Here is a 23,474-nt window from a genome sequence, read left to right on the forward strand (position 1 = left end):
CTATATGAGTAGTGCTGTTACTCTTAACTCCAGTAGGTAGACTAGCTTAAAATCTGCGAAAGTCTTGCGGTGAGATAATCCGAGAGTAATTTCAAGGGGAAATTTCCCCTTAAGTTGACACCAATGGGCACTGCCGTGCCCCTACTCATTTCGTAAATGCGAGTTGACCTGATAATCTGGAGAGTCAACTTATTCAACTATAGCCAGCAAAGGTTGGGCTTTGGCTTGGGGTAGGGATGGTGGGTTGAATTTACCAGAATACAGGTTTGTCCGTTCTTGTGCAACGACTGGCAAAACTTGACGCACTTGAGCTGTTACCGCCACGGTTTTGACATCATAGGTTTGGGTAGCAACCTTGGGATATAAACCAATGCCAACAATGGGGATTAACAAGCAGAGGGGGGTGACCAGCTCGCGTCAAAGGATAGTTGAATCCTTGGTTACCGATCGCCCATCCATTATCCTGAAGGGTATGGGCTTAATCACCGATTTGGGATGTAATCGTGGGGTGGCGCGATCGCACTGCGCTAGTCGATCATGGTTTGTAGGGGCGGGTAATGGGACTTTCGTTTCGCGATTAGATGATAACGTTTGTTCAAAACCCGCCCTTTCCAGATGTTGGGGCAGGTTGTACTATTACCGTTTTTTGCCTCGCCCTGATGTCACTAAACCCGCGCCAACCAAGTTTTTAGTTTTTAAAGAAACTAGTGGCATGACATTACACAGCTAAAATTGTGGGATAGATTTGACGTTTAAACCGGGCGCAAGCCTTGCGCCCCTACAATACTAATGCACCAATTAAGGTGTACCAAGCCAGGATGAGATTGTTAGACAGAAATGCTAAAGAAGCTGATTCTTAAAAATTGGAAAAGTTTTAGAGATGCGGAGTTGCCAATTGATCCACTTACGGTTTTGATTGGTGCGAATGCGAGTGGAAAGTCTAATGTGATAGAAGCATTAGAGTTTCTTAAAAGAACTGTTAGCGGCAAAGAGATTCACGCTTCTTTAGCCGGTGACTCTATCCTTCCTCCTCTTCGAGGTAGTGTAGAAGAAGCTCCTTTGAGGGGGGAATCTTCATTCACATTAGAAATTTCCATACAGGGAAATAATCAAAGCGATTACCTGTACAGTATTACTGTGCAAACTAAACCTAATGTTCAGCTCGAGAAGGAATCCTTTAATAACTATCTGAACCTAGACAAAATAGATGATTGTATTCCCTTACTAAAAACAAAATCAGGTTCATCTAATTTTCCTGGAATTGGTGCTAAGTTAAAAGTTTCGCATAATAATGAATATCTTGAGAAATTATGGGCGCGTTCTCAGTCTATAATCAGCCAAACAAGCAGTTTATTTAATTTCCAAGAAGAAAATAGTATTAATCCTTTTTCTGATTTTCAAGAAACCATAAAAAACATTTATATAATCAATCCTATTCCATCTCGTATGAGAGATTATTCACAGCTATCTGACAGACTTGAAAGTGATGCCTCTAATATCGCTGGTGTACTCGCTACATTGTCTGATAAACAGAAAGAAGAATTTGAATCAACTGTTGCTACATATTTAAGACATTTACCAGAACGTGATATTCAGAGAGTATGGGCAGAACCTGTTGGTCGGTTTGGGACTGATGCGATGCTTTACTGTAAAGAAGAATGGAAACCCGGTGAAATTACAGAAATAGATGCGCGAGTAATGTCTGATGGAAGTTTACGCTTTTTAGCTATTCTTACCGCATTAATGACGCGACCAAAAGGTAGTCAAATTGTAATTGAAGAAGTTGATAACGGACTCCATCCATCGCGTGTCGGTTTACTTCTAAAAATGCTCAAGGAAATTGGAGAAAAGCGTAACATTGATATATTAGTCACAACTCATAATCCAGCTTTACTTGATGCCCTTGACCCAGGGATGATTCCATTTGTTATTTTGGCATATCGAGATGCTGAAACCGGAGAAAGCAAATTGACGCCTGTGGAAGATATTGAGAATTTCCCGAAACTATACGCCTCGGCTTCCTTGGGTAAACTCACGGCAAAGGGAGCGATTGAACGGAGTATTTCTCGTAAACAGTAGTTTTAGGGATGAAAAAGGTTCTAATTATTGATACATCGGTTCTCTGTGTTTGGTTAGAAATTCCTGGCATGGAAACTTGTGGCTCAGGTAGCCTTTACTGGGATAAAGAAAAAGTTGATCAAAAATTAGAAACTGAAATTCAGCATAATACTGTATTAGTACTACCCTTAGCGACAGTCTTAGAAACCGGGAATCATATTACTCAAGCGAGAAGCAAACCGTATGAATTAGCCCAAAAATTAGCTGAGATTATGAGAAAAGCAGCCGATGAAACTACTCCTTGGGCGGCTTTTGCTGAACAAGCTGAACTTTGGGAAGCTGAAGGACTAAAAAATTTAGCTGATGAATGGCAACAGGTAGTACCTCAAAAAACATCTCTGGGTGATGCTACTATGAAAATGCTAGCTGAACACTATGATCGAAAAGGTTATCAGGTTGAAATTATGACGGGTGATGAGGGACTCAAGTCTTATGAACCAATTCCTCCTGTTCCTCGTCCTAAACGCCGCAGCAGTCGGTAACGATAATCTTAATTGATCAGGTAGCACAGCGTTAATACATCCAGCAAATGCCACGAGATAAGCATCTCATTTTAGCCGTAAATCATACATTTTTTTAGAATGCTGTAACTCCCTGTGCTTGCATCCGTTGACTATTAATCTGTTCTTTATAGTTCATCTAGCAATACAACCGGAATATATGACCGGAAATTTTCAAAATCTTTATCAGTCGTGAAAATACTATAGCCACGATGATGAGCGACTGCACAGATGAGAAAATCAGTAGTTGAACCTTGAATACCATTACGGCGACAGGTGTTGAAAAATTTGGCGGCTAGTTCATAGTCTTTAGTGGTTATCTCTAAGTCTGGAAAAGCACGAAGATAATCTCGTAATTTAACAAACTGTTCCGTGTAGCGAATCCCAGAAAGCACTTCTTGACGAATTGCTCCCAGTAAAATGACTCGTCCATCTGCAATCAAATCTCGCAGCACATTAACGATAGAAGTTCCCTGTTCTGGCAGGTTCCGCCGCAATGCGAGTGACCAAACGGAGGTGTCAACAATAACGTTCATTTTATTTGTCTTTGTTGCTTATAATCATAATCTTCTTCATAATCTATAGTCCCAAATAAATCCAAAATTTTCAGTTGCTTGCGACGTTGAATATATTCACGTAAAGCTGCTTCAATCAACATATCTGCTGTTTTATGATCGCACAAAGCAAGAGCTTCTTCAATAAGTTGTTCGTTAACTTTAAGATTAGTTATCATGTATTTTTATCTGATCATTAGGTATGACAACATATTTAATTATAAGGCATAGGGCAGAGAGATTCAGCCAAAGCCTTGAGCCGTGGTGCGTTACGCTACCCTACCCTACCCTACCCTACCCTACCCTACCCTACCCTTCGGGAACGCTGCGCGAACGGGAACGCTGCGCGAACGGGAACGCTGCGCGAACGGGAACGCTGCGCGAACGGGAACGCTGCGCGAACGCTAACACACCCTACAATTGGGTTTGCCCTTGAATGATTTGCAAATAATGGCTTATGTACTCAGTCAAAAAATATTAATAAATTATAAGTTATAAGCGTCACGCTACTACTGGCGTGACACAGCTAAAATTGTGGAAGAGATTTTACGGTTTTGAGAGGGTGCAAGCCTTCATTGGTGTCAACTTAAGCTCTTGCCAGAATGCAATACTTTGACACAACCCCTCCCTAACCCTCCCCTGATCAAGGGGAGGGAACGTTTCCCCTTAGTAAAGGAGGAATGAGGAGAGAGGAACAAGAATGCCTAATACTTGCGTTCTTGGGGTTCAAAACGGGTCATCGCCACCGATTTATACTGCAAATCAATTCCGGCGGAGGAATAGTATGCCAAGGTATGCTTCAAGAAGTTGGTATCATCTCGTTGGGGATAATCCTCGCGAGAATGGGCACCGCGACTTTCTTGGCGATTTAGGGCACAGGTGAGAATAATTTCGCCAACCACCATCAGATTCCGCAGTTCCAACGCCTCGATTAATTCCGTGTTCCAGCAGCTTCCTTTGTCATCTAAATAGATATTTTGGTACTGTTGTTTCAACTGTTGCAGTTGATTCAATCCTTCCTGCATTAATGCCTCGGTGCGGAAGACGCCGCAGTATTGAGTCATGCAGTCTTGGAAGTTTTGACGGAGTTTATCGATGCGTAGGCTTCCGGATTGACCTAGCAATGCATTAATCTTATTTTGAGCAGCATTGAGATAGAGTTGCTCATCAATGTCAGGTAATTTGCGGTTTTGAATATATTGCGCGATCGCAGCCCCGGTTCGTTTGCCGTAAACCACGCATTCTAGCAGGGAATTACTCCCCAAGCGATTAGCACCGTGAACCGAGACACAAGCGGATTCCCCAGCGGCAAAAAATCCGTCCACTAATCCATCGGGTCCACTTCGCACCTGTCCATCGGTATTGACGGGAATACCACCCATGGAATAATGGGCGGTAGGACGCACGGGCATGGGTTCATATACGGCATCAACGCCGACAAGTCGGTGGGCTTCTTCCCAACAGAAGGGAATACGACTCATGATCTTTTCTTTGCCCATGTGTCGCAAATCCAGATAGATACAAGGACCGCCAGGATTCCCATCGGGATGCACCCCGCGACCGGCACGAATTTCCAATGCGATCGCGCGTGAGGTAATATCTCGTGGGGCGAGTTCCATTTTACTGGGGGCATAATTTGCCATGAAGCGATCGCCTTCACTATTAATTAAATACGCCCCTTCACCTCGTACCGCTTCGGAAATTAACACTCCCACAGGATACAACCCCGTCGGATGAAATTGGACAAACTCCATATCCTCCAACGGTATCCCCGCCAACGCGGACATGGCTAAACCATCCCCTGTCGAGGCAAAATCATTGGAGGTGGTATTAAACACCCGTCCATATCCCCCGGTGGCAAACATCACCGCTTTTGCCCGTACCACTTGCAGGTGAGTGGTGAGGAGGTTGAACATTACCACCCCTTTTGCCTGCCCATCTTCTAAAATCAGCCGCATGACGTACCATTCTTCATACACGGTTACGTTATTTTTGCGGAGATTACTTACCAGTTCATGAAGAATCGCATGACCCGTTTTATCGGCAGCATAGCAGGTACGGCGATGGGAATGACCCCCAAAGGCACGTTGGGCAATGCGACCATCGGGTAAGCGGGAAAAGAGTACCCCCAGATGTTCTAAATCAATCACCACATCCGGGGCTTCGCGGGTGAGAATTTCCACCGCATCTTGATCCGCCAGATAATCGGAACCCTTAACCGTATCAAAAGCGTGGGCTTCCCAGGTATCCTCCGCATCCACATTTTTCAGCGTCGCCGCCATTCCCCCTTGCGCCGCAACGGAGTGGGAACGAATGGGATGGGTTTTGGCAACCAGTGCCACATTCAGCTTCGGATCAGTGCGTTTAATTTCCAACGCCGCCCGACACCCGGCTAAACCACCGCCGACAATAATGACATCGTGTTCTTGCATCTCAACTCGATTGAATTTCTGCTGTTATCTATAGTGACTGATTACTAAAATTCCCTACCAAAAGGCAGGGAACTTTTTAGATTTTCGACGAATTAGCCGTACTTGTGCAGTTGGGCAGAAAAAACTGAACAGCTAACATCTCCCCCAGCTCCCCCAGCTCCCCCAGCTCCCCCAGCTCCCCCTGCTTCATCGTATCTACGAAGCGGCTCTTGTATTTTTGCCGCGCTGTACTAGCTCGTTGCCTGAGCCGGTTGGGATGCACCGCGACTGCTGCGATCGGCAGCCGTTGTTTCCTGCTCATCCATTGCTAATATTTCAATATGATTCAGCAATGTGGTCACAAAGGCAAAAAGTAAAAAGGGCAAAGATAAGACCAAGACTAATCCCACCGTTGCCAACGCATAAATTTGGCGATCGGCACTCCACAACGCCAGTGCAGAGGCAAGACTTATGAAAATGACGATTAACCACGCAATGATTTGTCCATAGATATCGCCAAAACTCAGGGTGCAGATCAAGCGATATTTGTTAAATTGTTCCATCATCAACCTCGACACATTTCTTTAAGTTCCAAGGATAAGACCGTATTTGAGGTTTGGCGCATTTCTCAACATATTTTAAAAATAGTCGCAATATTTGTTTACATTTTATGTCATTCGTCCTTCTTATACTGAACTCAGGGTAACGCGATCGCGTCCTTGCTGTTTCGATAGATAAAGGGCTTGATTTGCCGCCATAATCAAGGTATCAATGTCAGTATGGGGGTCAACCAGACAGGCAACGCCAAAACTAACGGTGACAACAGGCGCGGGTAAATTGAACGGGTCAGGCGGTTTAAATTCAATGCCTTGGGATTTGATTTTCTCTCGCATCTTTTCAGCAACCTGAAACGCTCCCATGGCATTCGTATGAGGTAAAAGAATGGCAAATTCTTCTCCCCCATAACGCGCCACGACATCTGTTGTCCGTTTGACACAACGACGTAGGCAATCAGCAATGCGTTGTAAGCACTCATCGCCCGCTGCTATGCCATAGATTTCGTTGTAGGTTTTGAAACAATCAATATCACACAAAATCAAGGATAGAGGAGACTGTTCGACATTTAAATGATGCCACTCTTGTTCAAGTTTTTGGTCAAAATAACGGCGATTAGCCAGCTTGGTTAGAGTATCCATACTATAGAAGTGATAAAGTTATAAGTTTTTTGTTCTGAATGACCATACTGCATTGATAAAAAATATATAGCTAGTCTAGATGAAATTTAACTTTAATTGTCCCCACCTACTTAAACGCCTGCGGCGTTAAGGGTTACTAACGTTGTCACAAACTTTTTTATCCTGTTCCTTAACTTTGACATTTGTCCGCAGATAGTCCTCCACCCAATCACAACCAAACGCCCAAACCTGATTCAGGTCAATGATACGCTCTAAATCCCACAAAATTACGCTTTTGTCTACACTAGCAGAGGCAAGGGTGCGACCATCGGGACTAAAGGTGATATCGTAGACGCGATCGCTATGGGCTTCTAACGTGACTAAAAGTGTACCGTCATCGCGCCACAGCTTAACCGTCTTATCTAAACCCGCAGACGCCAGAAGTTGCCCATCGGGACTAAATGCAATATCGTTGACGCGATCGCGATGCCCGTCTAGAGTGGCTAGTAAGATGCCCTCCCTTGTCCAAAGTTTAATCGTATTGTCCCAACTCGCAGAGGCAAGGCGCTGACTATCGGGACTAAAGGCTAAGGCACGAATACTATCATCATGTCCGGTTAAGGTGTTCAACAATGTGCCATCCCGTTGCCAAAGTTTAATCGTTTTATCTTCACCTCCAGAGGCAATCAACTGACCATCTGGACTAAATGCTACACTGAGAACCCCTCCATTATGTCCAGTTAAAGTTTTCTGCAATTTACCATCTCGTGTCCAAAGTTTGACAGTTTTATCACCACTTCCAGAGGCAAGTAACTGACCATTTTGGCTAAAAGCGACACTAAAAACCGCGCTGCTATGTCCCCGTAATGTTTTCAATAAACTCCCATCACCCTGCCAAAGTTTTATCGTTTTATCTTCACTGGCTGAGGCAATCATTAACTCATTGATTAGCAGTGATTTAACGGTTTCGCTATTGCCTTGATTCTTTCCTTTATTCTTAACCCTATCATTTTTAGAGGGGGAATTCGCATTCATTTTGGGAGCAACAGCAACATCGAACACGGCTTCATCATGCCCATCAAAAGACGCCAACACCTGACCATCACGTCGCCAAACTTTTATCGCACCATCCCAACTCCCAGACACCAAAGTTTGACTATCCGGACTAAAATCAACACCCCAAACTGCATCCTGATGTCCTTGGAGAAAGGTTAACAAAGTTTTTTCCGGCGTCCAAAGTTTAATGGTACCATCCAAACTCGCAGACGCCAACATTTGACTATCGGGGCTAAATGCCACCGCCCAGAGTCCATTTTGATGCCCTTTCAAAACACTGAGTTCGGTTCCATCTGTTTGCCAAAGTCTAACAGTTTGATCCCAACTTACAGAAGCAAGGGTTTGACTATCGGGGCTAAATGCTAAACCAAAAACTCCATCCGTATGTCCGGTTAACGTTCTCAGTAATATTCCATCAGGTTGCCAGAGTTTGACGGTTCCATCTATCGAACTTGAAGCCACAAGTTGACCATTGGGACTAATGGTTACATAATTCACGCCAGCATCATGACCTTTGAGAGTTTTCAGTAACATACCCTGAGGTGTCCAAAGTTTGATAGTATCATCCCAACTGGCAGAGGCAAAGTATTGACCATCAGGACTAAAGACTACACTGCGAACTTCTCCGCGATGCCCTTTAATAATTCTAGAAACAAAGCATTCTTGGGGATTGGGCGCTCCTTCAATTCGTTCGAGGGCATGGTTTTGATCCTTTGCAACCCTTGATGGCATGGTTTTAAAATTTGTGTAGGGGCGGGTTTCACGCTGATCATTTGTTGTCACCCTAATGTTACTAAACCCGCCCTCATCTCCCCTATCTCCCTCATCTACCTTGTCTGCTAAATTCATGCAAGTCTGATCAATTGTCCAAAGTCTGATTGTCTGATCATCGCTCCCAGACAGCAACATCTGACCATTCGGACTAAAGGTGATACTATTCACCTGATTAGTATGCCCATTAAGTGTAGCTACTAATGTGCCATCGCGCCGCCACAGTTTCACGGTTTTATCCTTACTTGCCGAAGCAATGAGTTGACTATCTGGGCTAAAGGTTACGCTTTTGATTGTATCGCTGTGTGCTTGAAATGTAGTTAATAACGTTCCATCAGGTTGCCAAAGCTTAATCGTTTTATCGTCACCTGCTGAAGCAATTATTAAACCATCAGGACTAAATGTTACATCATGGACTTGCTGGTGATGACCAGAGAGGCGGTTATGTTCTCTGACACCATACACTGCCTTTCGTAGCACTGTTTCAACCGAATTTTTGGTCTGGGTGTCCACTCGACCTAATGCCTGTACTTTCTGTTTGGCTCGCAGGGCGGCAATTAATGCGTCTAGTCGTTGATCGAAGGCAAATAGTGCTTCTGAAGATGTAGTAATCGCCTCAATTTCACTAATGGCTAACTTGCGGTTTTGCACCAGAATTGCGCCAGCCAATCCACTGACAATAACTAACATTGCCGCAAAGGTTACTAAGAGTAATCGCTGCTTTTTCGCTATCTGACGTTCAGCGGCTAGTCGGGCTTCCACTTCCTTGATGCGTGCGGCTTCTATCTGCTGTTGTACTTCATTGCGATCGCAGATTTGACTGGCGGCTAAGAATTGATAATCTAAGTCACTTAAACTTTTGTCCTGAGACCAGTTTTGGGCATCTTTTAATGCTTGTCCCCGCAAGAGTCGTGATGAATCCTGAAATTGGGAGGTAATCCAAGCAGATAAGGCTTGAGAGTAAGGGCGTAGATGGTTTAATTGTTTTTCAACCCAGTCCAGGTTAAAAACGGCTGGATAAATGCGATTTTTTACCTTTAATATTCCTTGTTCTTTGACGACTAAGCCCGATAAAAGTAATTCTGTTTGTTCACGACTATCATCGGTGGCAATATCAATCCCCTGTAAAATTTGTTGATAAATGCCCAGTAATCGACTCGCCCGTGCTTCGTTTCTCAACAGGCGATCGCGGACGGTACGGAGGTGTTCTGGCTCATCCTGAGACTCCCAATGCTGAATGATGCGATCGCGTACCACGGATTCAACCCAAAACGCTTCAGTACCCGGTGGAATTTTTAGATCATCTCTCACTGTATTTTGCGCCACATCTAGCACCAGTTGACATAGCTTTTGGGTTAAAAAAGGCTGTCCTCCTGTCCAGGCTAATATTTCTTTAATAATGGCTTCAGGTTTAGCAAATTGTTGACTGAATCCTTGGGTTAAGGGTTGGGCTTCTTCCAGTTGAAAGCCGTGAATTTCTATGGCTTTGCCAATATTAAATGGCGTGCGCTTTTTGTCGGCAATTAAATCGCTGGGTGTGGCGACACCAAAGATAGCAAAGGTGAGGCGATTGTAGTCAGATTCTAGACTACGTTGATTATAACAAAACCGAATTAGTGCGAAAAAGTCATCAATAGGAAAATTCAAGCTTAAAATACTATCAATTTCATCGATAAATATAATTATATTTTGGTTGGGGAATTGAGTTAAAAGGATTTCGCTGATAAATTTATTAAATCGCTGGGGTAACGAAATATCCTCTTGCTCTTGCCACCATTTTTTTAGGTTAACCGTTTTAAAGAGTTTAAATTTGCGAGTTAAATCCAGAACTAATCCCTTATACCACTGATCAGGCGTAATCGTTTCCGAACCTATCATGGTCATATCAAGCGTGGCACATTGGAATCCTTCTTCTTGCAAGCGATGGTGGGTTTGAACTAATAGAGACGATTTTCCCATTTGCCGACAGTTTAGAACATAGCAAAACTCACCCTGTTTTAGAGCATGATACAGTTCGCGATCGGCTTTTCGTTGAACATAGGTGGGAGCATCTTTGTGCAAGCTTCCACCGACTTGATATAGGGAAGTGTTTGTCATTTGTCATTTGTCATTCGTCATTTGTCATTTGTCATTCGTCATTTGTCATTTGTCATTCGTCATTTGTCATTCGTCATTTGTCATTCGTCATTTGTTCGTTCCCCAGTATGTAGGGTGCGTTAGCGAAGCGTAACGCACCATTTCAAACAATAGTAGTGAAACCCGCCCCTACATAATCTCCCTCATCTCCCCCATCTTACCCAGCTTCCTTTCCGCAAAATCAATCCCGACAAAAAAAGTCGGGTATGTTTGACGGTGGTTTTGGGCTGTGATACTATCAGCAAAATAGTGACGAATAGAGAGAGACCAGATCATGACCCAGGCAACCATCCCCCATACATCCAATACATCCAGCACCTCTGCCACATTCAAAAATCTCACCTGTAAAGAGTGTGGTGCTGAATATGAACTCCAACCCATCCACGTTTGCGAGTTCTGCTTTGGTCCGTTGGAAGTCACGTATGACTACGACGCCCTGCGCCGCCACGTTACCCGTGAGACGATTCAGTCAGGTCCGAATTCAATTTGGCGCTATCGTTCCTTCTTACCCGTCGCTACTGATAATCCTATTGATGTGGGTACAGGGATGACGCCTCTCGTCAAATCCCATCGTCTCGCCCGCCGCCTGGGTCTAAAAAATCTTTATATTAAAAATGATGCTGTAAATATGCCCACCTTGAGTTTCAAGGATCGGGTGGTATCTGTAGCCCTAACTAGAGCTAGAGAATTAGGATTTTCTACCGTATCTTGTGCCAGTACCGGGAACTTAGCCAATTCTACCGCTGCGATCGCGGCACACGCGGGCTTAGATTGTTGTGTATTTATTCCGGCTGACTTAGAAGCGGGGAAAGTCTTAGGTACATTAATCTACAACCCCACCGTAATGGCAGTAGAAGGCAACTATGATCAGGTCAACCGCCTCTGTTGTGAGGTTGCCAATACCCATGGTTGGGGATTTGTCAATATTAATTTGCGTCCTTATTATTCAGAAGGCTCAAAAACTCTGGGCTTTGAAGTCGCCGAACAACTGGGTTGGCAGTTACCAGATCATATTGTTGCTCCCCTCGCTTCGGGTTCTCTGTTCACCAAAATTCACAAAGGCTTCCAAGAGTTCGTCAAAACTGGTTTAGTAGCAGATAAAGCGGTTCGCTTCAGTGGTGCCCAAGCCGAAGGCTGTTCTCCCATTGCCCAAGCCTTCCGGGAAGGACGGGATTTCGTCACTCCGGTAAAACCAAGTACAATTGCTAAGTCGATCGCGATCGGAAATCCTGCTGATGGCATTTATGCCCTAGAGGTTGCTCAGAAAACCAACGGCACTATTGAATCCGTCACCGACGCTGAAATCGTCGAAGGAATGAAACTGCTGGCGGAAACCGAAGGTATCTTTACCGAAACCGCTGGCGGTACAACAATTGCCGTTCTCAAAAAATTGGTGGAAGCTGGAAAAATTAACCCGGATGAAACCACCGTGGCTTATATCACCGGGAATGGACTCAAAACCCAAGAAGCAGTTCAAGGTTATATTGGTGAACCCCTAACCATTGAACCCAAATTGGATAGCTTTGAGCGAGCATTAGAACGGGCGCATACCCTTGACCGTTTAGAATGGCAACAAGTCTTGGTTTAATACGTTGACAACCCTCACCCCCAGCCCCTCTCCCAAGCTTGGGAGAGGGGAGTAATACCAAATCCGACGACAGGAACCCCCTTTATCCCTTAGCCGATGAAAGCCTGTTGCCTTGTCTCTACTCATGAAGGGGGTAGTTAACCCGGCTTGGGTAGAAGAAGGGAGGCAAAAAGTGCGAGTACACAGCCCAAAAGCTGACCAGTATTGCTTATCACCTTAAGTTGTTTCCCTATATCTCTACTTGGAAACATCTCGAACATCTACCCATTAATCACTGATTCCAAATCTATGGCTGTAAAAGTTTTAATTCCTACCACCCTCCAGAAATTCACTGACAATAAAGCAATGATTGAATGCAGCGCTGGCAATGTCGCTGAACTTTTGGACTCCCTCGAAATTAGTTGTCCTGGAATTAAAGGGCGCTTGTGTGATGATCAAGGGAAGCCTCGCCGCTTTTTAAACTTCTACGTCAATAGCGAAGATATTCGCTTTCTGGATGGCACAAATACCCAACTCAGCGATGGCGATGAAGTCAGCATTGTCCCTGCTGTGGCTGGTGGTTAATCTGAACGAAAAACAACGCCACGAATGTTGCGTAGAGACGCGCCATGGCGCGTCTCTACATCCGTTAGAAACTGTGCCAATGCTTCACGATTCGGTAGCGAAGGCTGCGCCCCAGCTTGAGTTACCGAAATTGCCCCGGCTGCTGCACCCCAAACAACAGCTTCCTGTATTGATAATCCCTCAGCCAACGCCACCGCTAACGCCCCATTAAACCCATCACCCGCCGCCGTGGTATCAACCACTTGAACTGGAAATGCTGGTATAAAAAAGCTTTCGGATGGAGTGCTACAGTAAACGCCTTGGTTCCCCAGTGTCAGAATTACAGTCTTAATCCCTCGTTGCTGAAGGATAGGTGCGGCTTTCTGGGCTGTTTCCAAACTATCCACAGCAAAACCCACAAGCTGACTCGCTTCTATCTGATTGGGAGTGATAATATCAACCAGGCAGTACAGTTCAGGTGGAATATCCTGGGCAGGTGCTGGATCAAGAATTACTGGAACACCTGCGTCATGGGCAGTTCTAGCCGCTTCAACTACGGCTGTTAGGGGAATTTCTAACTGCATTAGTAGCGCGGTGGCTGTGGCTAAGAGGGGTTTGAGGCGTTCCACATCGGTTTGATTGAGTTGTCCATTTGCACCTGCGGTAATCACAATCTGATTTTCACCCGTTTTATCAACCAAAATCACCGCCACACCGGAACTTGCTGAAGTATCCCGCAAAATTTGATCGGTTTGCACACCTGCGGCTTGTAAACTGGCAAGCAATTGAGGGGCAAACGCATCATCTCCCAAGCGCCCAACCAAGTGAGTCATCATTCCTAGTCTGGCGGCGGCGACGGCTTGATTTGCCCCTTTCCCCCCAGACGCGGTAAAAAATTCAGATCCTTGTAGTGTTTCACCTGCGACGGGTAAACGAGGCGTTTTGGTGACTAAATCGATGTTGATGCTACCGAAAACCAGGATAGAGTTCATCGGAAAAATTGTTTTACGGAAGGGGTGAAAAGCAACTCAAAAGCTTGGCAGACAAAGCCTTTAAGCTGAAATTTATCAGGCTATGTCAACCGAAAACTTTTTGATCGACTGTCCTAGAAATACTTCCCGCCAGCGTGGGTTTAGCTAAGGCTGGCACAATGCGATCGCACAACTGGAGCAACCACTGCCAACTGCCTCTGTGATTTGGACTTGGCGGTACAACGATTTGACGCGATCGCATAACTGAACCTACTGTCCAAAACTTGCCTATAAGAGGCAAGACAGGGGTGAAACAAGCTTGTTTCGTCACATTTTTTTATCATACTGCCTCTTAATTACTCAAGAAAGCAGTTTGCTCTCCTGGGGGTGTAGTACAAATGCTCTATAAAATCCTGATCAAGGATACATCTCGCAGGCGTGTAAATAGACCAGCGCGAAGCGCTATACATAAATAAATTGGTTCGCTCATGGCTGTTACTGTACCACACCGTGTTAAAAAGTGCTGTAAAATGGATACCAACCATCTCCTTCATCCTCTAAACTTTGATTTTTGATTATGGTGTTGCAGCAGCCTGCTCGTTCCATCCCAATTCCACCCCTGGAAAGTGGCGATCGATTGACTCGTGCTGAGTTTGAGCGCCGCTATGAGGCGACCCCAGAAAAATTTAAAGCGGAACTGATTGAAGGAGTGGTTTACGTGGCATCCCCAGTTAGAGTTTTTCACGGTAATCCTCATTTTAATTTAATTACCTGGCTGGGGGTGTATTGCACAGCAACTCCGGGTGTTAGCGGATCGGATAACGCTACAACCCGGCTAGATATGGACAATGAACCGCAACCGGATGCCCTGCTGCGAATTGAAGTTGGCGGTAACTCAACGATTAGCGAGGATGGCTATATCGAAGGGACACCAGAATTAGTGGCGGAAATTGCCACAAGCAGTGCGGCAATTGATTTAGGAGTCAAGCGCAATGCCTATCGACGCAATGGGGTACAGGAATATTTGGTGTGGTCAACCTTTGAGAACCGCCTCAGTTGGTTTCGGTTGCAAGCAGAGGAATTTGTCTTAATTGAACCAGATGCCGATGGCATGATTCGCAGTAGCGTGTTTCCCGGATTGTGGCTGAACGTGCCAGCTTTATTAGAGGGCAGAATGATGGAGGTGCTGAATGGGCTGCAAGCTGGGATTGCTGACCCAATCCATCAAGCCTTTGTGCAGGAATTGGTGGAGCGATCGCCCAATCTTGAATGAAGTCTGTTAGTTGAGCAGCAAACCCTGAGTGTGCGATCGCGCAGTACCATAACACTGCCAGGGATTGCATCAATGGCTTCGGCAATTGTAAATTCCTCTGCACAGTCAGCATTACTGAACGTAATTTCTCCAGCATTAGCATCCGAATACCCTGCCATTGACGCTGAGAATCGTTTGGTGCTTGCTGTTCTCGAATCCGTCCTCCGCTAACTCGGATGTATTGCTTAGAATCGATGATGCCAATGACGTGTTGATCATAGCCGTTTGGTACCCACAAGGTGACTCCCGGCTCAAATGTCAGTGTCATCTGAGTCAGCAAATTCAGAGGTTAATTAGGTACAACCCAGCTTTTACCAAAATCGAGTGTCTTTCAGCAAAGGTCTGAAGGAATACTAAGACCGCATCTCCTCCTTGGAATTCAACTTGTCCGGTTTGACTGTTCTGGGCAAAGATTGTGGTACCAATTACGTTGGGGTTTTCTGGGTAGATGATATAGGTGTAGGGTAGCGGCATAACGTTCTATCTTGCTGAATAAAGCTAAGGAATCCGCACGAAAATATACTGGTATCTGTCAGGTAACTTTCAAGAAGGCAATGTCTAAATGAATTCAACTTACTTCTGGTGCAAACAAAAAATATTCTGCAGTTTATCTTCGTGTCTACCTATCAAATTTTCGGGACTGCACAATGATTAAAGATATTGAGTTTTGCTCCTTGGAACTACCCACTATAAAAATGAATTTGAGTAGTCCCAATTAATCTAGAATATATGCTGTTTACATCAGATTAAGACTTTAGTTTTTGAGACAACGGAAGTCTATTTGGGATATCAACCGCTACACTCACAACATCTTCCGACGTTGGTCAATCCGCCTGCCGAAACAAAAGAGCCAGCATTACAAGATCCTGTATCAGATGTAATCGTACAAAAGCCGGAGCTCTGGGCAATTGTATTAATTTGACAAACGAATCCGCAAGCTGGAGCAGCCCCATTTTCAGTGCCATCTGTGCAAACTGCAGACGTAGTTGTCCGCACTCCAGGTGGACCCTGCGGACCCTGTAGACCTTGTGGACCTTGTGCTCCATCTTCGCCATCTTCACCTCGCGGTCCCCTTGGACCTACCAATGTCGCTGTTGTTTGCACACTTCCATCAGAAAATCGAATTCCATTCGCTTGAACTTGACCATTAACTTCTAACTGACTTTGAGGATCGGTTACTCCAATTCCAACATTGCCATTTTCACTTACTACCATTCTTGTAGCGTTATTTGTAACTATGTGAAGCTCATGATCTGAGAAGGTACCTAGTTGACCACGATTTGTGCCATCACCCCGAGCATCAATAAACATTCTCACATCATTATCTGGAGAAGTTGCTCTCATATTGATGCGTGCAAATTCATCATCCCGAAGGTTGACATCACTTGCTGAAATATCTCCAGTCGATCCACTTATCTGAATGGTTGTGTTACCATCTCCGTCTCTAACAAAGATATCTCCATCTTCCTCATTCTGTCCGAGGATCATGTTAGCATTGCTACCTTCAATCAAGATAGTTTGATCCCCATTTCCTTTACGGAAAACCATTTTCCCATTCTGACCACCGCCACCAATTCTAGCTGAACCATTATCCCCATCAAACTGCATACTTGCATCTTCTAGGTTTTGCTGTTCACCATTTCTTGGCAAAAGTACTACGTCACCACCACCTTTTCCTTCACCACCAAGCCAAAAGTTAGTTCCTGCTGTTTGCAACAAGAAAATAACATCCCCATTTTCATCAAAGATGCGAATGTCGCCCGTTGCACTATCCCACCGAGCCCGAATTCGGTCAGAACCATCTTCAATAACAAGATCACGATTCTCAAGCACAAAATCATTATTGGGTAGTGCTATACCACCACCTGGTGATGCTCTTTGAGCAAATGCTGGTGGTTGGAACGCGAGTACAAAAGCACTTACAATTAGGGCTATGGAGAAAAGTAAAGACTTTAAGCTGTTGCTCATAACATAATCTTCCTTACAGATTCAAATCTTGATAATTTCCCAAATTAGGTTTTTATCAGAACCTTGCTCTGTATACTAGTCCTATCAGCGTATGTTATGCGACTTTCTTAATAAAACTTCCATAATCGACATAATTCTTCACATCTAGACTGGCTGGGTGTTTTGAATGGTCTGAGTCAGTTGATTAATCCAGCAAGGGCACTGTTTCACCTACTTGTTGATGACGAACAAATAATACGAGATAATCGTGAACCAGTTGATAGCGGTCATCTGGAATAGCTGGAACTCTCAAAACTATCCCTGATTCGACTAACACTTCTAAAACTAAATCTAACGTTTCACTCTTTACCTCTAACTCCAATTCCAAATCCGCACGAGTTTTTAGGGGGCGAGTGTTATTCTCATCAGTGAGCAAGTACAAGACGAGTTTGGCAACCTGCTCATTTCCTGATCCACAATCTTGAACAACATCAGCTAAAAACGCCTCAACTAATTCCTCCTTAGATTCATATTTTCGATAGTCATCCCGCGTGGTAATCTTCTCCGTTTCCAGTTGATAGCCAACAATCTGCAACTCAATCGGACGCACCTCTCCCAAATCCTTGGCTAAATCCTGCACCAATTGGTCAACTAAATCTGGCTCAAAAGGTAAATGCGATCGCGCGGTTAAACTCTGAATAACTGATTTGGCGTCTGCGGCTGAAAAATTTCCCAAGTAATAGAGAATATGATCAGGAGCTTTATAATCTTTGGGTAACGGCGTTGTGCGGTTTAACTCTAACAGATAATAAATATAGTCTTCCCGCATGGATAAAATAATTTTGACATAAGGAATCTCTACACATTCGCGCAGAAAGTCATAAAAATCTCGTCGGCTGGCTGGATCTTTGTGATTAAAGAAAAACTCCTCAAATTGGTCAAAAATTAGCACCGTTAATAGTTGGCTGTGTTCATTTTGACGCAATTGTTTGAGAATCGTTGATCGGGTTGACCTAACCTCCCCAGCCCCCCTTCCCTGCAATAGAAGGGGGGAGTCAGAACTTCTTTTATTATCCCCAATTAAATCAATGTTAGAGCCTCTCTTAGCTCCCCCCTTTTTAAGGGGGGCGGGGGGGGGATCAGATTGACTCTCCAGAGAATCCTGAGCAGAAATAGAAGAACGATTGACCTTTTTCAAGGCTTCCACTAAACCCTTATCTAAACCCCCTACCCAATCCTTATAAACTTGTAGCAAAACAGGCATAAAATCCCGTCCCTCAAAATACTCCTGTTGCAGAATCGGAACTAATCCCGCTTGCAAAATCGAACTCTTTCCCACCCCAGATGACCCATAAATTACCGTCAATTTGCGATCGCGTCGTCGAATCCGTTCTAACAGTTCCTCTACATCCCTCTGGCGTCCAGAAGAAGCGACAATTTGGGATAAAGATAACCCCTGTCTTCCCCGAATACCGGGCTGAATAACCTGTCGCGGCGGATGCAGTCGTCCCGCGCCAATAAATGCCCGTAAGCCATATTGGGTCTCGATTTGCCGTTGTTCTAATTTTAAATGAAAGGCGTCTAAATAATCCCCTTGTTCAAATTTGAGATTGCGTAAGTTTTGGAGGATATTAACATAAAGTTTTGGGTCATACTGATGCAGGGGAATCGTGGCATTTACGCTAATCTCTCTCGCTGTCGCCAATGTCGCGATCGCGTCCTTTTCTTGACCCAACTGCTGCTGCGATTGTGCCAGAATAAAATAACACAATTCTAACCGTTTTATCTCAAACTCTGATACCTGTTGCCAAGCCTTAATCCCTTGCTGCGCGAACTTTTGAGCATCCCGCCATTGACGTTTATTTAAAGCAACATCGGCTAAAAACCCATAATCTTGGGCAATTTTCTGGACATCCCCCTGCTGCTGATGCCAAGTTAATGCTTTTTCCGCTAATTGTTGTAATTTTTCCCAGTCACCAACCTGTCGCAGTAAATCTCCTAGTTTACAACTATGATGAATCAAGGAATCAGTGCAGTGTTCCTGATGCAAATGCTGCCAAGTTTGCTGCACATAGTCCCGAATTTTTGCTTGATATTGCTCCCCTTTCAGCGCATACGCCCAAGCCAGATGCAGCGACGTAATTCCCATCTGTTCTCCGGACTGATGCTGTCGCCAAAGCGTTAAACTTTGCTGATAGTAAGGAATCGCTTCATCGATATGATTATTTCGGGTTTTGATGATTCCCAAACTCAAGGATAAAATAGCCTGAAACTCAGGGGGAAAATTTTGTCCTTGAGCAGAGTATGATTGCAGAATGGCTTGTAATTCGGTATCATCTAACGTCAAGTTTTCCTCATCTGCCAAGGCTTGGTTTGCTGTTTCTGCAACTAATGCCATTAGTGCAGGTTCAGGTAGGACAAATTCTAGCTTGGGACTCGACCAATTGTAGAGATCCATGGCGACTTTGATCAGCCGTTTACATACCTGATTAGTTACGTAAGTTTGTTAGAGTGGAAATTATATTTTTTTAACGCCGAGGGACGCAGAGGTTTACGCCGAGGGACGCCGAGGGGGTTTGAGTCGGTGATGTGTCAAGTTGAAATGTTTTTCTTTGTCTCCTTTGTACCCCAAGCAGGGAAGCTTTGCAGTAATGTTTGATATTCATGATCGCCTTTAACCTTTTTGACCCTGTTGCTTGAGTTGTGTAATAGCAACTTCGAGGATTTCCTGATTAATATACTCTAAAATTTGACTGGTTTGGGGTTCCAAATGCTGTCTGAGTTTGGAACGCATCTGCTGACTATTTTTGGCTTTGATCGTAAGTTTGGCAATTTCATCGGGAAGGGAGACTTCAAACTTGCACTCAGTACTGGCTTTAACTGTACCAATCCCTGGAAGTTTGGCTTCCCCTCCTACTTCTATCTGTGTCTGTAGCACATCAATGGTTTTCTGTAAAAACGCCTTAAATCCACCCGGTTGTAACGCCACCCGACTCGATTCCAAACTGGCACTCACTTGGCGGGCGATCGCGAGTAGAATATCGGTAATATCAACATCCGCGACATCTAAATCATCTGTGGCTTGAAAATAGACGACATGAAAGTCCAACGCTTCCAACTCCATCTTTAACCGCAATAACTCTGTAGACTTGCCACAGCCAATATGTCCGGTGAATAATTGACAGGTGGGTTCGTTGGGTGATAGACGGGAAATCGTCCGTTTCAGCTTCTCAATTGCCTGACCACCGCGCACTTGTGCAAACTCGATATAATAGTTGCGATCCTCAGCATTTTTCATGTTTAGGGTTTTGCTGGGATTACACGCCGCGAAAAATCGTTCTAAATCTAACTTCATGAGATTCTATTCAGTGATGGGGAACCATTAAGCCAGCCAAGTTAAAAGTCAAGATTAAAACAAAAAATCTGCCCTAGCAAGGTAGACAGATTCATGACTTAAAACTAAGTAAAAATGACAAATGATGAATTATTAATGCGTTGAAAAAGCCGCTTTTAAACCAAGTAAATTCATCAACCGTTCAATATCAAAATGTTCTGCCATCAGTTGTTGGATGCACTGGGCTTTAATGGATTCGCGCAAGCGGACTTGACCAAACGCGCGATCGATAATTTCCACCGTTGTCAGGGTATCGAGATCCACTGATAAGATAGGAATTTCCAATTCTTCCGCCCGGTTGACAATTAACGGTTGGGGTGGTATTTTACCCGTTAGAATCAGACAATGGGTTGAGGTTTCCAGTGCTGCCATTTGGATATCCGCGCGATCGCCTCCCGTGACAACCGCCATGTGCTTGCCTTTGCGGAAATATTTTAGGGCAGAGTTGACATTCATCGCGCCAATGGTCAAACTTTGAACCAATAAATCCACCCGATCCGGACGACAAAGCACTTGGGCATCGAGTTGATGAATTAATTCTCGAACCGTAACGCTGCGGAGTAAATCGTTTTGAGGTAACATCCCCAATACGGGAATACCTTGCGCCTCTAGAAACGGTTGGACAGTGGATTGGACGATTTCCAGTTGATCAGCCGGAATCGCATTAATCACAACTCCCCGTAAGCGATCGCCGAGTTGGTGTTTAGCAGAGAGTAGCGTTTCCACCAGTAGCACCGAATGAAAACGGCTGACTAATATAATAGAAGCCTCTACTTCCTGAGCAATATCCAGCAACGAGAGGTCAAATAAATTGCCTTCAAACAGGGTACTCGGTCCTTCGAGTATCATTAAATCACCAATCGGCGGCTGGAGATAGGACTTGAGTGATGCACGATAATTGGTCGAATCCTCACCCCGCAAGCGTTTCTGCATCGTCTGATCATCCAGATAGAGTAGAGGCGATCGCACTTGTTTTTCGGGTAGGTTCAGGATAGATGGAATAAACTGCACATCATCGCCTTCCCGAGCCAGTTTATTCGCATACTCAGTGCAGCCTAAGAGCTTACCATAACCAATATCCAGTCCTTTACTTTTAAGCTGATGGGCGATACCCAGAATGATGGCGGACTTGCCACTATATGCTTCTGTCGATCCAATTAGTAAATAATTCACAGATTTTTTCACCCCTAATTTCACTCCTCTGGTCAAAATGCCACTTGAGTTTACTCGTCACGTAGTAGTTTGCGATAAAACGTCTGGGAAAAATCGGTCAAGCGGGTGCGCTTGAAATTCAAAATGACTTCGATTAAGTAATTAATAAATTCAGAATTCGGCAACGTTACCTCATAACTCAGTTCCGCATTGCCGTCAAACTGTAATCGGCAGCGGGTTGGTTCCGAAGGTAGCTTGGAGACAAACCAGGTTGCCACAAAGGGAATGCTTTCACCCCCTTCAATACGGCGACTCCCTTCTAACGATCCCTGTTGATACAGACTAATCGCCAGAGGGAGGGCATTGCGTTTAGCGCCTTGATAGTAAGGCATATAGACACCGACGGCGGCTTTATCGGCAGGCTGAAGTTTCTCGATAGACATAGCTGACTAACGTCTTGTTCCAATATTGAGAATGCCATGCACTCTCGTTGCAGGCTAATAAATTATAGAAAACCGATGCGGTTGAACTAGAGAGGTCTCTCCCAAATTGTGTACTCTATCTCGATCTTAGGCGGTTTTGGTTCCTGTATGCTACTTTCTAATCAAGCCTTTAGACAAAAACCGCGATTAGCCATGAGTGAGACAATCTTTAGCAAGATTATCCGTCGGGAAATCCCGGCTGACATTGTGTATGAAGATGATCTAGTCCTAGCGTTCAAGGATGTTGCACCCAAAGCCCCCGTTCATATTCTGCTCATTCCCAAAAAACCGATTCCCCAGCTAGCGGCGGCTGAGTCCCACGATCACGCCCTTATGGGGCATCTGCTGTTAACCGCCAAGCGAGTGGCTGAACAAGTGGGTTTGAATCAAGGGTATCGGGTGGTGATCAACAATGGGGCGGATGGCGGTCAAACCGTGGATCATCTACATTTACACATTTTAGGCGGACGCCAGATGGACTGGCCCCCCGGTTAAGAGGTGGGGTGTGGGGGGTGGAGGTGCGGAGGGGCGGGACTATCATTCCTTTAAGATTTTTTGAATAACTTGACAAAATAGAACATTCTCAACCAGCATTAAGCCGCCTTAGGTGGGTGCATGTCAACGAGAGTAGGTTGGGTTTCGTTCCTCAACCCAACGCGAGTGAGTTTGAACATTTTGTGCTTTCCCTGACATGCTCCCCCTTAGGTTTAAACCCAAGGCTGAAATGCCGGGGTTTACTGATAAAGGTGCAACATATCAGATTGATCGCTCTTTTGCTGCTACTTGAGTAATCACTCCTCCTGTCCGTATGCTCAGTTGCGCTAAAGTGGTCAATAAACCCATTATGGACAACGAGAAAAAAATATGAATCGGGCAAACAAAAGGGGTTTTCTTGCCTTTTGTGCTGTTTTATTTAGCATACTACTGATTGGTGTCGGTTCTGCTCAAGCCCAAACACCACCTGATACGGCGTCTCCAGTAATAACCAGCAAAACTAATTCGTCCAAAGAAACTCTTTCTTCCTCAGCAACACCCCCATCACTAACAAAGGAGACAGATGTTTCTGCTAAAAAAACACCCTCTTCTTCACCAGCACCGTTACCAGCACAGCAGGAAACAGATACAGCGCTTTGCGCTATATCATAGTACAATTGATGAACAGAGATTAAGGCGTTGGATAGCCAATGAAAGCATATTCAGTAGATTTCAGAGAAAAAATAGTTAAAGCTCATTTAGTAGAAAAAAGCTCAATTAGACATGTAGCGGCGAGATTTTCGGTCAATAAAAGTCTAGTGCAAAAATTGGTAAAGCAACAAAAAACGGAGGGAAATGTAGAACCGAAACGCCGAGGCAAGCCACAGTTC

Annotated in this window: 23 protein-coding genes and 1 pseudogene; 7 read left to right on the top strand and 17 right to left on the bottom strand. The window is 44.6% G+C overall.

All coding sequences use genetic code 11. The features are described from left to right. Positions 1-189 precede the first annotated feature (189 nt). Positions 190-393 (bottom strand): hypothetical protein, encoded by a 204-nt coding sequence (locus RIG27_RS03625; protein ID WP_446342524.1) that lies wholly within the window; start codon positions 391-393, stop codon positions 190-192. A gap of 444 nt (positions 394-837) precedes the next feature. On the opposite strand from RIG27_RS03625, the gene RIG27_RS03630 reads away from it, so the two are divergent. Both RIG27_RS03630 and RIG27_RS03635 read left to right on the top strand, forming a co-directional pair. Continuing rightward, the gene (locus RIG27_RS03630) at positions 838-2,079 is read left to right on the top strand and encodes an AAA family ATPase (RefSeq protein WP_446342526.1); all 1,242 of its coding nucleotides are present in this window, start codon (positions 838-840) and stop codon (positions 2,077-2,079) included. A gap of 8 nt (positions 2,080-2,087) precedes the next feature. Beyond that, positions 2,088-2,600: a hypothetical protein gene (locus tag RIG27_RS03635; protein ID WP_446342528.1), complete on the top strand. Its 513-nt coding sequence runs from the start codon at positions 2,088-2,090 to the stop codon at positions 2,598-2,600. A 146-nt stretch (positions 2,601-2,746) separates the two neighbouring features. On the opposite strand, the gene vapC is transcribed toward RIG27_RS03635, so the two are convergent. The 6 genes from vapC to RIG27_RS03665 all read right to left on the bottom strand — a co-directional run bounded on the left by vapC (position 2,747) and on the right by RIG27_RS03665 (position 10,682). Then, entirely contained in the window at positions 2,747-3,154 is a 408-nt protein-coding gene (vapC, locus tag RIG27_RS03640) for a type II toxin-antitoxin system VapC family toxin (protein ID WP_446342530.1), read from the bottom strand. Further along, entirely contained in the window at positions 3,151-3,351 is a 201-nt protein-coding gene (locus RIG27_RS03645; RefSeq protein ID WP_446342532.1) for a type II toxin-antitoxin system VapB family antitoxin, read from the bottom strand. Before RIG27_RS03645 ends, vapC begins: the two co-directional genes overlap by 4 nt. A 525-nt stretch (positions 3,352-3,876) precedes the next feature. Further along, positions 3,877-5,604, bottom strand: a complete 1,728-nt coding sequence (locus RIG27_RS03650) for a succinate dehydrogenase/fumarate reductase flavoprotein subunit (RefSeq protein ID WP_446342534.1) — start codon at positions 5,602-5,604, stop codon at positions 3,877-3,879. A gap of 230 nt (positions 5,605-5,834) precedes the next feature. Continuing rightward, positions 5,835-6,146, bottom strand: coding sequence for a hypothetical protein (locus RIG27_RS03655; RefSeq protein ID WP_446342563.1), 312 nt, complete (start codon positions 6,144-6,146; stop codon positions 5,835-5,837). A gap of 123 nt (positions 6,147-6,269) precedes the next feature. Beyond that, complete coding sequence (locus RIG27_RS03660; protein WP_446342536.1) at positions 6,270-6,779, bottom strand: diguanylate cyclase; 510 nt, start codon at positions 6,777-6,779, stop codon at positions 6,270-6,272. 126 nt (positions 6,780-6,905) lie between these two features. After that, on the bottom strand, positions 6,906-10,682 hold the full coding sequence (locus tag RIG27_RS03665; RefSeq protein ID WP_446342538.1) for a WD40 domain-containing protein: 3,777 nt from the start codon (positions 10,680-10,682) through the stop codon (positions 6,906-6,908). A 313-nt stretch (positions 10,683-10,995) separates the two neighbouring features. Here RIG27_RS03665 and thrC point away from each other — a divergent pair, with 313 nt between their 5' ends. Then, complete coding sequence (thrC, locus tag RIG27_RS03670; RefSeq protein ID WP_446342540.1) at positions 10,996-12,309, top strand: threonine synthase; 1,314 nt, start codon at positions 10,996-10,998, stop codon at positions 12,307-12,309. Positions 12,310-12,597: 288 nt separating this feature from the next. Continuing rightward, complete coding sequence (locus RIG27_RS03675) at positions 12,598-12,873, top strand: MoaD/ThiS family protein (RefSeq protein WP_446342542.1); 276 nt, start codon at positions 12,598-12,600, stop codon at positions 12,871-12,873. Here RIG27_RS03675 and rbsK read toward each other — a convergent pair. Together rbsK and RIG27_RS03685 are read right to left on the bottom strand one after the other, a co-directional pair. Then, a complete protein-coding gene (rbsK, locus tag RIG27_RS03680; protein ID WP_446342544.1) occupies positions 12,870-13,844 on the bottom strand; it encodes a ribokinase in 975 nt (324 codons plus the stop codon). The two genes, RIG27_RS03675 and rbsK, sit on opposite strands and share 4 nt — an antisense overlap. A gap of 85 nt (positions 13,845-13,929) precedes the next feature. Further along, positions 13,930-14,154, bottom strand: coding sequence for a hypothetical protein (locus RIG27_RS03685; protein WP_006101339.1), 225 nt, complete (start codon positions 14,152-14,154; stop codon positions 13,930-13,932). 246 nt (positions 14,155-14,400) lie between these two features. Between RIG27_RS03685 and RIG27_RS03690 the strand changes: the two genes are divergently transcribed. Then, positions 14,401-15,096: a Uma2 family endonuclease gene (locus RIG27_RS03690; RefSeq protein WP_006101547.1), complete on the top strand. Its 696-nt coding sequence runs from the start codon at positions 14,401-14,403 to the stop codon at positions 15,094-15,096. On the opposite strand, the gene RIG27_RS03695 is transcribed toward RIG27_RS03690, so the two are convergent. From RIG27_RS03695 to ebsA, 7 genes are all read right to left on the bottom strand, one after another. Continuing rightward, complete coding sequence (locus RIG27_RS03695; RefSeq protein WP_446342547.1) at positions 15,048-15,254, bottom strand: hypothetical protein; 207 nt, start codon at positions 15,252-15,254, stop codon at positions 15,048-15,050. The two genes, RIG27_RS03690 and RIG27_RS03695, sit on opposite strands and share 49 nt — an antisense overlap. Positions 15,255-15,417: 163 nt before the next feature. Then, a complete protein-coding gene (locus tag RIG27_RS03700; protein WP_446342549.1) occupies positions 15,418-15,609 on the bottom strand; it encodes a hypothetical protein in 192 nt (63 codons plus the stop codon). Between the two features lie 315 nt (positions 15,610-15,924). Then, a complete protein-coding gene (locus RIG27_RS03705) occupies positions 15,925-17,103 on the bottom strand; it encodes a collagen-like triple helix repeat-containing protein (RefSeq protein ID WP_446342551.1) in 1,179 nt (392 codons plus the stop codon). A gap of 184 nt (positions 17,104-17,287) precedes the next feature. After that, positions 17,288-19,540, bottom strand: coding sequence for an nSTAND1 domain-containing NTPase (locus RIG27_RS03710; RefSeq protein ID WP_446342553.1), 2,253 nt, complete (start codon positions 19,538-19,540; stop codon positions 17,288-17,290). Positions 19,541-19,756: 216 nt separating this feature from the next. Next, on the bottom strand, positions 19,757-20,437 hold the full coding sequence (locus RIG27_RS03715; protein WP_446342555.1) for a hypothetical protein: 681 nt from the start codon (positions 20,435-20,437) through the stop codon (positions 19,757-19,759). Between the two features lie 132 nt (positions 20,438-20,569). After that, complete coding sequence (locus tag RIG27_RS03720; RefSeq protein WP_446342557.1) at positions 20,570-21,661, bottom strand: phosphotransacetylase family protein; 1,092 nt, start codon at positions 21,659-21,661, stop codon at positions 20,570-20,572. Between the two features lie 38 nt (positions 21,662-21,699). Further along, on the bottom strand, positions 21,700-22,071 hold the full coding sequence (gene ebsA, locus RIG27_RS03725; protein WP_446342559.1) for a type IV pilus biogenesis protein EbsA: 372 nt from the start codon (positions 22,069-22,071) through the stop codon (positions 21,700-21,702). Between the two features lie 192 nt (positions 22,072-22,263). On the opposite strand from ebsA, the gene RIG27_RS03730 reads away from it, so the two are divergent. After that, on the top strand, positions 22,264-22,605 hold the full coding sequence (locus RIG27_RS03730) for a histidine triad nucleotide-binding protein (protein WP_446342565.1): 342 nt from the start codon (positions 22,264-22,266) through the stop codon (positions 22,603-22,605). Positions 22,606-23,054: 449 nt separating this feature from the next. Here RIG27_RS03730 and RIG27_RS03735 read toward each other — a convergent pair whose 3' ends face one another. Next, positions 23,055-23,261: a hypothetical protein gene (locus tag RIG27_RS03735; protein ID WP_446342561.1), complete on the bottom strand. Its 207-nt coding sequence runs from the start codon at positions 23,259-23,261 to the stop codon at positions 23,055-23,057. Between the two features lie 33 nt (positions 23,262-23,294). Between RIG27_RS03735 and RIG27_RS03740 the strand changes: the two are divergent. Beyond that, positions 23,295-23,474, top strand: a pseudogene (locus RIG27_RS03740) (IS630-like element ISMae26 family transposase); the annotation flags it as partial.

It is taken from the genome of Coleofasciculus sp. F4-SAH-05 (assembly GCF_040222985.1).
Lineage (GTDB): Bacteria > Cyanobacteriota > Cyanobacteriia > Cyanobacteriales > Coleofasciculaceae > Coleofasciculus > Coleofasciculus chthonoplastes.

Bases quoted from the DNA above. Each gene is read 5' to 3' on its own strand.
- RIG27_RS03630 (WP_446342526.1), top strand. From the start codon at position 838: ATGCTAAAGAAGCTGATTCTTAAAAATTGGAAAAGTTTTAGAGATGCG.
- RIG27_RS03705 (WP_446342551.1), bottom strand. From the start codon at position 17,103: ATGAGCAACAGCTTAAAGTCTTTACTTTTCTCCATAGCCCTAATTGTA.
- RIG27_RS03695 (WP_446342547.1), bottom strand. From the start codon at position 15,254: ATGGCAGGGTATTCGGATGCTAATGCTGGAGAAATTACGTTCAGTAAT.
- RIG27_RS03655 (WP_446342563.1), bottom strand. From the start codon at position 6,146: ATGGAACAATTTAACAAATATCGCTTGATCTGCACCCTGAGTTTTGGC.
- RIG27_RS03650 (WP_446342534.1), bottom strand. From the start codon at position 5,604: ATGCAAGAACACGATGTCATTATTGTCGGCGGTGGTTTAGCCGGGTGT.
- vapC (WP_446342530.1), bottom strand. From the start codon at position 3,154: ATGAACGTTATTGTTGACACCTCCGTTTGGTCACTCGCATTGCGGCGG.
- RIG27_RS03675 (WP_446342542.1), top strand. From the start codon at position 12,598: ATGGCTGTAAAAGTTTTAATTCCTACCACCCTCCAGAAATTCACTGAC.
- rbsK (WP_446342544.1), bottom strand. From the start codon at position 13,844: ATGAACTCTATCCTGGTTTTCGGTAGCATCAACATCGATTTAGTCACC.
- RIG27_RS03665 (WP_446342538.1), bottom strand. From the start codon at position 10,682: ATGACAAACACTTCCCTATATCAAGTCGGTGGAAGCTTGCACAAAGAT.
- RIG27_RS03635 (WP_446342528.1), top strand. From the start codon at position 2,088: ATGAAAAAGGTTCTAATTATTGATACATCGGTTCTCTGTGTTTGGTTA.
- RIG27_RS03700 (WP_446342549.1), bottom strand. From the start codon at position 15,609: ATGCCGCTACCCTACACCTATATCATCTACCCAGAAAACCCCAACGTA.
- RIG27_RS03710 (WP_446342553.1), bottom strand. From the start codon at position 19,540: ATGGATCTCTACAATTGGTCGAGTCCCAAGCTAGAATTTGTCCTACCT.
- RIG27_RS03715 (WP_446342555.1), bottom strand. From the start codon at position 20,437: ATGAAGTTAGATTTAGAACGATTTTTCGCGGCGTGTAATCCCAGCAAA.
- ebsA (WP_446342559.1), bottom strand. From the start codon at position 22,071: ATGTCTATCGAGAAACTTCAGCCTGCCGATAAAGCCGCCGTCGGTGTC.
- RIG27_RS03690 (WP_006101547.1), top strand. From the start codon at position 14,401: ATGGTGTTGCAGCAGCCTGCTCGTTCCATCCCAATTCCACCCCTGGAA.
- RIG27_RS03730 (WP_446342565.1), top strand. From the start codon at position 22,264: ATGAGTGAGACAATCTTTAGCAAGATTATCCGTCGGGAAATCCCGGCT.
- RIG27_RS03645 (WP_446342532.1), bottom strand. From the start codon at position 3,351: ATGATAACTAATCTTAAAGTTAACGAACAACTTATTGAAGAAGCTCTT.
- thrC (WP_446342540.1), top strand. From the start codon at position 10,996: ATGACCCAGGCAACCATCCCCCATACATCCAATACATCCAGCACCTCT.
- RIG27_RS03660 (WP_446342536.1), bottom strand. From the start codon at position 6,779: ATGGATACTCTAACCAAGCTGGCTAATCGCCGTTATTTTGACCAAAAA.